Source organism: Amycolatopsis sp. A133, from assembly GCF_031082405.1.
Taxonomy (GTDB): Bacteria; Actinomycetota; Actinomycetes; order Mycobacteriales; family Pseudonocardiaceae; genus Amycolatopsis.
In genome coordinates this window covers 116,512-126,608 of the sequence record NZ_JAVHJU010000038.1, presented here as the reverse complement: position 1 = coordinate 126,608, position 10,097 = coordinate 116,512, and the positions used below count along the sequence as shown (strand labels likewise).

Below are 10,097 nucleotides of genomic sequence, written 5' to 3'. Positions count from 1 at the left end.
TCATGGCAACCCCGCAAAACCCGTCCCGGCCGGGGACCCACCGCCCCACCACCGAAAGCGCGCCAGAGCCGATCACGAGACAGACCCTTCTGACATGAGCGTCGTGCACCGCGCGTCGCCGTGCGCTTGGTCAGGAGTTCCGTGCTTCGGCCGGATACTTCGACGAGTCGCGCCTCGCAGTGGCTGCGTCGTCCCGGCGGCGCCCGGTGGAATCGGAAAGTCGGTCGCAGCTTGTCTCCCGACGCGCGGATTGCCGGAGTTAGAGGCGTGAATGACGCTATGTCCGGTGCTGACGGCTACTTGTGAGGCCTTGATGGTTCTTCTGCGCTGAGTCACTTTGAGTGTTTTTCTGACGCATGGTTCGTTTCTGTGGCTTGGATCGAGATGCCGGTTTCCGGGAAATCTTCGGGCTGCCGGTCGTGCGAAATGCGTGGTATGCGTCGACGACCGAAGCCGGGATTCGGCCCCGGTCGGCTACTTCGTACCCTTTGTTCCGGGCCCAAGAGCGGATGTCGTGAGTTGCGGTGTAGTCGTCCGTCGCCCGAGGTTCTTTCTCCGTGGCGTCGGTCACCTGGCCGACTGCGACCTTGATCCGGCGTCCGCCGGTGCGACGGGCAGCCGCCACGAACGGCTCCCGTGTTGCACGCAACGCGTTGGCGTTCGAGTTGGACAGGTCGATCTCGTAGGCCGCGCCGTCGAGTCCGAACGGGACAGTCTGGTCGGCCTGGCTGCCGTCGATGTCGTCGGAAATTTCAATCGTAACGTCCGAAATTCACAGCCGGTCGGCGGTATGTGTTCTGGCGAGGCTCTTTGAGGTTTTTTCGAGAATCCATTGACTGCTCGTTGGTTCGTCCGCATGGATGGTCATGTGTTGCGGCGAACACTTCCCTGTCCCCGTCTTGTGTGAGAAACGAGAAACGCAAAGGAGTGGGTGATGGAAACCGAACAGGGGCAGGTTCAGGCCCGTGATTGTGCTGTTGCGGCCGCGGCGGCGGGTGTCCGTTGCGGATGTTGCTCAGGATTTCCGTGCCGCGTGATGCGGGCGGAGTGATAAAGGAAGAGGAGTGAAGGATGCCTACGGCCAGGAAAATCTCGGGACCGGTGAGTGGCGGGCCCGGTACAAGCGTCCTGATGGGACGTGGGGGAGCAAGTCGGGGTTTCCGACAGAGAAGGCCGCCAGGGAATGGGGCTTGGAGCAGGAGGCCTTGATTCGGCGGAACCTGTGGCTGGACCCGCGCGACGGTGAAACACGGTTCGACGACTTCGCTGAGGACTGGCTGGCGGCGGCGTCTCCGCGGCTAGAGCTGAACACGGTCGCGAAGTACCGCTCGTTCCTCGACACGCAGCTGCTCCCGCAGTGGAAGGCGTGGCCGTTGATCGCGATCTTCAACGGGTACGTCGAGATCGAGCGTTGGCTCTCGGAGTTGCACGAGGACTATGCCGAGTCGTCGATGTCGTCGTACTTCGCGTTGTTCTCGACCATCCTCAACGCCGCGGTGCGGGCCCGGATGCTCCCGGCCAATCCGTGCAGTGGTGTCCGGGTGTCCAAGGGTGAGTTCGATGCCGAGCGGTTGGTGGCCACGCCGGCTCAGGCGTTGCTGGCCGCGATGCGGCTCTACGAGCTGGGTCTGGGGATGTCGGAGTTCGTGTTGTGCCTGATGGATGTCTACACCGGCGCCCGTTGGGGTGAACTTGTCGGGCAGCAGCGGCACGAGTACGACTCCGAGCGCCGTGGCATCGAGATCCGTACTCCGCTTAAGGAGGTGGCCGGGAGGTCTACAAAGGAGGCCGGAAGAGTGATGATCATCACGCGGACGGCCGCCAGCGGCCGCCGACACGGCGCGGGAACTCCCGGCCCGAGAAGGGCCGGACGAAGACGCCTGCGGGCACGAGGTTCGTGGCGCTGCCGCCGGGGATCGCGGTGCTCTACGAGGAGTTGATGGACAGCCATCGGGAGCCGTTCGTGATGTGCACGCCGGAGGGGCATCGGTGGCGGCGGTCGAACTTCCGGATCCGGTTCTGGCGGCCGGCGTGGGACGGCGTCGAGTTGGACGACGCGGGGGCGGGGGAGCGGCGCCCGCCGATCCTGCCGACGTTCACCTTCCCCGAAGGGCGGCACACGCACAGCACGTGGCTGACCGAGGACGGGATCCCGGAGGTGGCCCGACGGGCGCGGCTGGGGCAGAAGATGAAGGGCATCGCCCGGGTCTACGACCACGTGACCCCGGCGATGGTGAACCAGATCCTGGGCGTCCTGGAGGAGCGCTGGCTGCGGTCGCTGGCGTCGCTGTATCCGGGTGAGCGGGCGAAGCTGGTGTCGTGGTTCCCGCACCTGCGGTCCCGCCGGGCGATCGGGCCGGGTCCGGATGCCATCGCCGGATCGTCGCCGACTGACAGCCAGAAGCCCTGCCCCTCCGGGGAGGGACAGGGCTTCTGACCTGCGAAAACATGTGGTGCGCGATACTGGGATTGAACCAGTGACCTCTTCCGTGTCAGGGAAGCGCTCTCCCGCTGAGCTAATCGCGCGAGGTGGAGACGGGATTCGAACCCGTGTACACGGCTTTGCAGGCCGTTGCCTCGCCTCTCGGCCACTCCACCGTGCCAGGCTCGAGAGCCTACCGAGCGGATGACGGGATTCGAACCCGCGACCCTCACCTTGGCAAGGTGATGCGCTACCAGCTGCGCTACATCCGCACTTCCCGGCTGCGGTTCGGGAGGTCCGGGGCCGTGGCCCTGTCCCTCACCCCGTCGCCGTGGTGTGAGAAAACCATATCGGACCCCGAAAACCGGGCCGACACCGGGGTGTCACTCCGCCGTTGCAAGCCCGTCATCAGGCCAGATCGTGCGGGATGAGGTGGGTGAGCGCGTCGTCGACGTCGACCCACAGGTGCTCGTTGCCCGGCAGCACCACGTCGTACGTCCGGTCGAGGAAGTCGGCCAGCTCTTGGGCGGACGCCTCGAACATGGCGTGCCCGGACGGCGAGTTCAGCTCGATCAAGACCGCTTCGGGGTCCTCGACGGAGGGGCGGATGCGGACGTCCCCGTCACCCGCGTCGGCCAGGAGGCCGTCCGCGAGGAGGTCGCGTGCGTACACCCACTCGACCCAGCCGGCGCGGCCGGTGCGGAAGGCGGCGACGACCGCATACGGGTCGCGTGTGTCGTAGCGCAGCTCCACCTTCACCGGAACCGCGGGAGTCCGCGGCGCCAGCAGGTCGAAGACCGCCGTCGAGCGGAGCGTCACGTGATCGTTGCGCATCGTCCTACCCTTCGTCTCCCTTCCCGGCCCGGCCCGGCCGAGGGCGTCACCACTGGGACGCATCAGGAGGCCGATTCCGTCGCGGGTGCGCCGCAGATCACCCGTCCGGGCTCATCGGCCCCCGTCTCCACCCGTGATCACCCACGGCGCGCAGCTGACCGGCGCGCCCCGTGGGGCCCACGACCTCCATACTGCGCGGTTTAGTCGCCGGGCGATAGCACCGTCGCACGGATGTCGAACGTGGCGTCAGGCGGCCCCCGGTCCGCACAACCCCGGCTAGCTCGGGGTTGTGCGGACCGTACTCGCCGGTAAGCGGAGTGTGGTCGGCGAGGACCACCCGTTTGCAGGCGCCTGAAAGTCGTACGCTAAAGTTGAGCCCAACACCGCAGGCGGGCGATTAGCTCAGCGGGAGAGCGCTTCGTTCACACCGAAGAGGTCACTGGTTCGATCCCAGTATCGCCCACGCGAAAGCCGAGAGAGCCCCGTTCGCCGAACACGCGAGCGGGGCTCTCTTGCTGTGTCCCGCGCGGCGCCCCCAGGCCGGGCCGCATTTCCGCGCCGGCGCGAGTCGGCCGGGCGCCGGCTGCAGAAGCGGAGTGAACGATCCGTTCGGCTCCTCCGTATGAGCTGACAAGAGCAGTTCGCGCCTCCACTGCGGGGCCCGCCAGAACTGCCTTCGAAGGCTGCCGCTGCGGCGGTTTTCTGTCGAACGTCAGCCTGCGGGAGGTCTCATGTGATCCTCGGCACGTCACGTCGCCGCGCGGGCGCGGGGGACGTGTGACAAAACCGGCGCGCGTGACGGTGAGACGACGAATGTCACCGTCGGTCGCCGCGGAGGCCGCGAGCCGGCGCGCCGCGGGCCCGGTGGTCCACTGTGGACCACCTGCCGAAGGCAGTGTCCACAGTAGATTTCCCACGGCTTCTTGGGCCGTTCGGCGGAGCTTGGTCCACCCGAGTGCGGGCAACGCCGATTTCGCTACGGAACGTAGTTTTCACGGGGATACGCCCTATTACGCATCGTCATCATCTTGTTATGTTGCGGCCATTTTCTGGCGGGGAAGTGACGCAGCATGTGGCTGGAAATCCTTGTAACACTGCCGAGAGGGTCGCCGATACCTGCCGTGTGAAGCCTCCGCGGGCTCTGCGCGACCACTGAAATGTGGTAACTCTCCGAAGTCATTTTCGGTGACGCTGCGTGCCTGCGGATCAACTCGATCCAGTTCCCGGGAGGTCAGATGGAAGAGTCGGTGCGGCCTTCGTACACCGTGAGCCAGCCACCGCCGCACATCGACCTCCAGGCCATCCCGCGTCCCGTCAAGCGGGGCGAGCACCCCGACGACGACGCCGGGGGCCCGTCCGCCAGAGCCTGGCCGGCGGCCTGGGAGGCGCGGTACCGGGCCTGGGTCGTCGGCAGCGACGTCTTCGTCACGCTCTTGGTGATCGCGATCAGCGCGTTCGTCATCGATCGTGTTGCCCCGCACGACATGCACGCCTTCGGCACGATGCTCGCGATCTTCGTCTCCCTGCCCGCCAGCCGGGCCTGGAGCCCGCGCGTGCTCGGCGAAGGCGCGGAGGAGTACCGCACCCTCGGCCGCGGCTTCATCACCGCAGCCGTCCTGGTCGCACTCGGCGGCCTGCTGTTCGGCGCGCTCGAGGTCCAGGTCTGGGTGTTCGTCGTCGTCCCGGCCGTCGCGCTGGTCGCGTTCCCGCAGCGGTACCTGCTGCGCCAGGTGCTGCACCGCAAGCGCGCCAAGGGACTCTGCCTGCTGCCGGTGATGGCCGCGGGCAGCCCGGAAACCGTCGCCGACCTGATCGCCCGCACCCGCTCGGAAGTCCACGTCGGCTGGCGCGTGGAGGCCGCTTGCACGTTCTCCGGCCACGGCGCCGAGCGCGACAGCGGCGAGATCGACGGCGTCCCGGTCGTCGGGCGGCTCGAGGAGCTCTCCCGCCACGTCCGCCGCGGCGGCTACCGCGTCGTGGCGATCACCGCGGACCAGTACTGGACGCCGAAGCGGCTGCAGCGGCTGGCCTGGGACATGGAGGGCACCGGCGCGGAGATGGTGGTCGCGCCCGTGCTGATGGAGGTCGCCGGGCCCCGGCTGAACGTCACCGGTGTGCTCGGCATGCCGCTGCTGCGGGTCACCGCGCCGATGTTCACCGGCGGCCGCCGCGTCGTGAAGGAGATCGTCGACCGCTGCGGCTCGGCGCTGCTGCTCACCCTGCTGTCCCCGCTGCTGCTGGTGATCGCCGTCGCGATCAAGCTGAACGACCGCGGGCCGGTGATCTACCGCCAGCGCCGCGTCGGGCGCGACGGCGCCACGTTCACCATGCTCAAGTTCCGGACGATGGTCACCGACGCCGACGCGATCAAGCAGACCCTGGCGGCGGACAACGAGGGCGCGGGCCCGCTCTTCAAGATGAAGCGCGACCCGCGTATCACCCGCGTGGGTGGTTTGCTGCGCCGGTATTCGCTCGACGAGCTGCCGCAGCTGTTCAACGTCGTGTCCGGGCGGATGTCGCTCGTCGGGCCGCGGCCGCCGCTGCCGGAGGAGACCGCCCAGTACGCGCCGGACGCCCGCCGCCGGCTGCTCGTCAAGCCGGGCCTGACCGGCCTCTGGCAGGTCAGCGGGCGCAGCGACCTGACGTGGGCGGAGAGCATCCGGCTCGACCTGCGCTACGTCGAGGACTGGTCGCTCGCCCTGGATCTGGTGATCCTCTGGAAGACCTTCCGCGCGGTGATGGGCGGGCACGGCGCCTACTGACCCGCCACCGCCGCGCCACGGCCGCCGGCTCCCGCCACGGGGAGCCGGCGGCCGTGTCCGTTTGTGATCCGCTTCACCGGCGAGAAGTGGTTGAGCGCGAAATAGTTCAACGCTCAACCTGGTTGCACGGGGTACCGACCCAACGGAAGGAATGCCAGCCCCATGACCACCTTTGCCGAGCAGACCGAGGCCCTCCAGCTCCCCGCGGACGTGCAGAACCTGCTGTTCCGCGAGGCCCGCACGGCCAACAGTTTCAGCTCCGAGCCGGTGACCGAGGAGCAGATCCGCGCGATCTACGACCTCGTCAAGTGGGCCCCGACGTCGATGAACACCCAGCCGCTGCGCGCGCTGGTGCTCCGGACCGCCGAGGCGAAGGCCCGCCTGCTGCCGCACATGGCCCCGGGCAACCGGGACAAGACCGAAGCCGCCCCGCTGACCGTCGTGCTCGCCGCGGACGTCGACTTCCACGAAAACATCCCCCAGGTGTTCCCGCACGCCCCGCAGGTGAAGGACAACTTCGCCGACGAGCAGGGCCGCGTCGAGTTCTCGAAGCTGAACTCGCTGCTGCAGGTCGGCTACTTCATCATCGGCGTCCGCGCCGCCGGGCTGGCCGCCGGCCCGATGACCGGCTTCGACGCCCAGGGTGTCGACGCCGAGTTCTTCGCGGACAAGAAGTGGCGCTCGCTGGTCGTGGTCAACGTCGGCAAGCCGGGTGAGAACCCGTGGTTCGACCGCCTGCCGCGGCTCGACTTCGACCAGGTCGTCGAAACCCTCTGAGCACGGCTGAACCGGCCGCTTCCCCCCGGGGAGGCGGCCGGTCCGGCGTTCGCGCCACGCGCGTGAGGCGCCCGAGCGCAGCCGACTAGCATCGACGACGTCATCTCTGTCACTCCAGCTCGAGGAGCCGATCGTGTCCCAGTCGCCCCCCGTTTCCCCCGTGGCCGCCTCCCGTGTGGTGGTACCGGCGGGCACTACGGCGGGCGCGGCGGTCCGCGAGGCCGGGCTGCCGACCAAGGGCGAGGACACGATCGTCGTCGTCCGCGACGCCGACGGGAAGCTGCGCGACCTCGCCTGGGCTCCGGAAGCCGACGCCGAGGTCGAACCGGTCGCCGCGAACACCGAGGACGGGCGCAGCGTCATCCGCCATTCGGCGGCGCACGTGCTCGCCCAGGCCGTGCAGCAGCAGTTCCCGGACGCCAAGCTGGGCATCGGCCCGCCGGTCAAGGACGGCTTCTACTACGACTTCGCCGTGGACACTCCGTTCACCCCGGAGGACCTGCAGACGCTCGAAAAGCGCATGAAGCAGATCGTCAAGGGCGCCCAGCAGTTCTCGCGGCGCGTTTTCGACTCCGTCGACGAAGCGAAAAAGGAACTGGCCGACGAGCCGTTCAAGCTCGAACTCGTCGACCTCAAGTCCGAAGTGGACACCTCCGAGGTGATGGAGGTCGGCGAGGGCGAACTCACCATCTACGACAATCTCGACCCGCGCACCAAGGAACGTGTCTGGAGTGACCTCTGCCGTGGTCCGCACGTGCCGACCACCAAGTTCATCCCGGCGTTCAAGCTGACCCGCGTCGCCGCGGCGTACTGGCGGGGGAGCGAGAAGAACCCGCAGCTGCAGCGGATCTACGGCACGGCGTGGGAGTCGGCCGAGGCGCAGGACGCCCACCTCGAGCGCATCGCCGAGGCCGAGCGCCGCGACCACCGCAAGCTCGGTGCCGAGCTCGACCTGTTCTCCTTCCCCGAGGAGATCGGCTCCGGCCTGCCGGTGTTCCACCCGAAGGGCGGCATCATCCGCCGCGAGCTGGAGAACTACTCGCGCCGCCGCCACGAGGAGGCCGGCTACGAGTTCGTGAACACCCCGCACATCAGCAAGGGCGAGCTGTTCCACACCTCCGGCCACCTGCCCTACTACGCGGACACGATGTTCCCGCCGGTGCAGTTCGACGAGGAGAACTACTACCTCAAGGCCATGAACTGCCCGATGCACAACCTGATCTTCCGCTCGCGCGGGCGGTCCTACCGCGAGCTGCCGCTGCGGCTGTTCGAGTTCGGCACGGTGTACCGCTACGAGAAGTCGGGCGTGGTGCACGGCCTCACCCGCGTGCGCGGGCTGACGATGGACGACTCGCACATCTACTGCACCAAGGAGCAGATGCCGGGCGAGCTGCGGTCGCTGCTCAAGTTCGTCCTCGACCTGCTCGCCGACTACGGCCTCGCCGACTTCTACCTCGAGCTGTCCACCCGCGGGGACTCCGACAAGTTCATCGGCGAGGACTGGGAGTGGGAGGAGGCCACCGAGACGCTGCGGCAGGCGGCGATCGACTCCGGCCTCGAGCTGGTCCCGGACCCGGGCGGCGCGGCCTTCTACGGCCCGAAGATCTCGGTGCAGGCCAAGGACGCCATCGGCCGCACCTGGCAGATGTCGACCATCCAGCTGGACTTCAACCAGAACAAGCGGTTCGAGCTCGAGTACACCGCCCCGGACGGCTCGCGCCAGCGGCCGGTGATGATCCACCGCGCGCTGTTCGGCTCGATCGAACGGTTCTTCGGCGTGCTGACCGAGCACTACGCGGGCGCGTTCCCGGCGTGGCTCTCGCCGGTGCAGGTGGTCGGCATCCCGATCACCGCCGACCAGGTGGAGCACCTGCAGGGCGTCGAGAAGGCGTTGCGCGCCAAGGGCATCCGCGCCGAGGTCGACGCGAGCGACGACCGGATGCAGAAGAAGATCCGCACGCACACCACGCAGAAGGTGCCGTTCATGCTGCTGGCGGGCGCCAAGGACGTCGAGGCGGGCGCGGTGTCGTTCCGCTTCCGCGACGGCGGCCAGATCAACGGCGTGCCGGTCGACGCGGCGGTCAACGCGATCGCGGAGTGGGTCGAGCGGCGCGAGAACGCGTCGCCGTCGGCCGAGGCGCTGGAGACGATCGTTCGGTGAGCGAGGGTCCCGAGCTCGTGGAACAGCAGGGCGCCGGGGTCCAGGACGCGTTCCAGCGCCTCTGGACCCCGCACCGGATGGCCTACATCAAGGGCCAGGACAAGCCGGACGGCGACGACGAGCCCGGCTGCCCGTTCTGCCGGATCCCTTCCCTCGACGACAAAACCGGCCTGATCGTCGCCCGCGGCGACGTCGTGTTCGCCGTGCTGAACCTGTACCCGTACAACCCGGGGCACCTGATGGTGGTGCCGTACCGGCACGTCGCGGACTACACCGACCTGACGGTGGAGGAGACGCGCGAGGTCGCCGAGTTCACGCAGCACGCGATGCGGGTGATCCGCGCGGTGTCGGGCGCGCACGGGTTCAACATCGGGCTGAACCAGGGCCACATCGCGGGCGCGGGCATCGCCGCGCACCTGCACCAGCACCTGGTGCCGCGGTGGGGCGGGGACGCGAACTTCATGCCGGTCATCGGCCAGACGAAGGTGCTGCCGCAGCTGCTGGGGGAGACGCGGGACATGCTGGCCGACGCCTGGTGACCACGCTGGTCTGATCCGGCTCTGACCGGCAAAAACTCCTGATTGAGTGTTCAACCGAGAGTATGATGGGGTTATGTCCGGAACCCGATGGCTCAGCGACGACGAACAGCGCGTCTGGCGCGAGTTCAACATGGCCACCCGCATGCTCAGTGCGCACCTCGAAGGCCAGCTGCAGCACGACTCGGGCATGCCGCACACCTACTACGAGGTGCTCGTCGCCCTCTCGGAAGCACCCGGCCGCCGGCTGCGGATGAGCGAGCTCGCCGACGCACGGCAGGCGTCCCGCAGCCGCCTTTCGCACGCCGTCGCGCGGCTGGAGGCCAACGGGTGGGTGCGGCGCGAGGCGTGCCCGACCGACAAGCGCGGCGCCTGGGCGGTGCTGACCGACGACGGCTTCGCCGCGCTCGAAGCGGCCGCGCCGGGGCACGTCGAGGCCGTCCGGGAAAGCCTGTTCGACCCCCTGACGCCGGAGCAGGTGACGGCGCTCGGCGAGATCAGCGCGGCGATCCGCCGTCAACTGTCGCCGAAGTGCGCCGCCGCCGTGGCCGCCGAAGAGGCGCGGGAGCACGAGGGCCAGCTCACGAAATCGGGCTGACCCGGGG

Annotated in this window: 9 protein-coding genes and 4 tRNA genes; 8 read left to right on the top strand and 5 right to left on the bottom strand. The window is 68.3% G+C overall.

What is annotated here, in order from left to right:
• Positions 1-277 precede the first annotated feature (277 nt).
• Positions 278-739, bottom strand: a complete 462-nt coding sequence (locus tag Q5425_RS25630; RefSeq protein ID WP_396135242.1) for an Lsr2 family protein — start codon at positions 737-739, stop codon at positions 278-280.
• Between the two features lie 325 nt (positions 740-1,064).
• Between Q5425_RS25630 and Q5425_RS25625 the strand changes: the two genes are divergently transcribed.
• Together Q5425_RS25625 and Q5425_RS25620 are read left to right on the top strand one after the other, a co-directional pair.
• Positions 1,065-1,940, top strand: a complete 876-nt coding sequence (locus Q5425_RS25625; RefSeq protein WP_308674849.1) for a hypothetical protein — start codon at positions 1,065-1,067, stop codon at positions 1,938-1,940.
• Positions 1,940-2,437, top strand: a complete 498-nt coding sequence (locus Q5425_RS25620) for a hypothetical protein (protein ID WP_308674848.1) — start codon at positions 1,940-1,942, stop codon at positions 2,435-2,437. Before Q5425_RS25625 ends, Q5425_RS25620 begins: the two co-directional genes overlap by 1 nt.
• A 14-nt stretch (positions 2,438-2,451) precedes the next feature.
• Here the strand turns inward: Q5425_RS25620 and Q5425_RS25615 are convergent.
• From Q5425_RS25615 to Q5425_RS25600, 4 genes are all read right to left on the bottom strand, one after another.
• Positions 2,452-2,526: transfer RNA gene (locus Q5425_RS25615), tRNA-Val, on the bottom strand.
• A 1-nt stretch (position 2,527) separates the two neighbouring features.
• A tRNA-Cys gene (locus Q5425_RS25610) sits at positions 2,528-2,598 on the bottom strand.
• 23 nt (positions 2,599-2,621) lie between these two features.
• A tRNA-Gly gene (locus tag Q5425_RS25605) sits at positions 2,622-2,694 on the bottom strand.
• Positions 2,695-2,830: 136 nt separating this feature from the next.
• Positions 2,831-3,256 (bottom strand): SsgA family sporulation/cell division regulator, encoded by a 426-nt coding sequence (locus Q5425_RS25600; protein WP_013227152.1) that lies wholly within the window; start codon positions 3,254-3,256, stop codon positions 2,831-2,833.
• 391 nt (positions 3,257-3,647) lie between these two features.
• Between Q5425_RS25600 and Q5425_RS25595 the strand changes: the two genes are divergently transcribed.
• From Q5425_RS25595 to Q5425_RS25570, 6 genes are all read left to right on the top strand, one after another.
• A tRNA-Val gene (locus Q5425_RS25595) sits at positions 3,648-3,719 on the top strand.
• A 772-nt stretch (positions 3,720-4,491) separates the two neighbouring features.
• Entirely contained in the window at positions 4,492-6,018 is a 1,527-nt protein-coding gene (locus Q5425_RS25590; RefSeq protein ID WP_308674847.1) for a sugar transferase, read from the top strand.
• A 162-nt stretch (positions 6,019-6,180) separates the two neighbouring features.
• Positions 6,181-6,795 (top strand): malonic semialdehyde reductase, encoded by a 615-nt coding sequence (locus Q5425_RS25585; protein ID WP_308674846.1) that lies wholly within the window; start codon positions 6,181-6,183, stop codon positions 6,793-6,795.
• A gap of 133 nt (positions 6,796-6,928) precedes the next feature.
• Positions 6,929-8,956 carry a threonine--tRNA ligase gene (gene thrS, locus Q5425_RS25580; RefSeq protein ID WP_308674845.1) on the top strand — a complete coding sequence of 676 codons (2,028 nt, stop codon included), beginning with the start codon at positions 6,929-6,931 and terminating at the stop codon, positions 8,954-8,956.
• Positions 8,953-9,495 (top strand): HIT domain-containing protein, encoded by a 543-nt coding sequence (locus Q5425_RS25575; RefSeq protein ID WP_308674844.1) that lies wholly within the window; start codon positions 8,953-8,955, stop codon positions 9,493-9,495. Before thrS ends, Q5425_RS25575 begins: the two co-directional genes overlap by 4 nt.
• Before the next feature lie 73 nt (positions 9,496-9,568).
• Positions 9,569-10,090 carry a MarR family transcriptional regulator gene (locus tag Q5425_RS25570; protein WP_308674843.1) on the top strand — a complete coding sequence of 174 codons (522 nt, stop codon included), beginning with the start codon at positions 9,569-9,571 and terminating at the stop codon, positions 10,088-10,090.
• Positions 10,091-10,097: the final 7 nt, after the last annotated feature.

Excerpts from the sequence above, each read along its gene's own strand:
- Q5425_RS25600 (WP_013227152.1), bottom strand. The coding sequence starts at position 3,256 with ATGCGCAACGATCACGTGACGCTCCGCTCGACGGCGGTCTTCGACCTG.
- Q5425_RS25585 (WP_308674846.1), top strand. The coding sequence starts at position 6,181 with ATGACCACCTTTGCCGAGCAGACCGAGGCCCTCCAGCTCCCCGCGGAC.
- Q5425_RS25570 (WP_308674843.1), top strand. The coding sequence starts at position 9,569 with ATGTCCGGAACCCGATGGCTCAGCGACGACGAACAGCGCGTCTGGCGC.
- Q5425_RS25620 (WP_308674848.1), top strand. The coding sequence starts at position 1,940 with ATGGACAGCCATCGGGAGCCGTTCGTGATGTGCACGCCGGAGGGGCAT.
- Q5425_RS25590 (WP_308674847.1), top strand. The coding sequence starts at position 4,492 with ATGGAAGAGTCGGTGCGGCCTTCGTACACCGTGAGCCAGCCACCGCCG.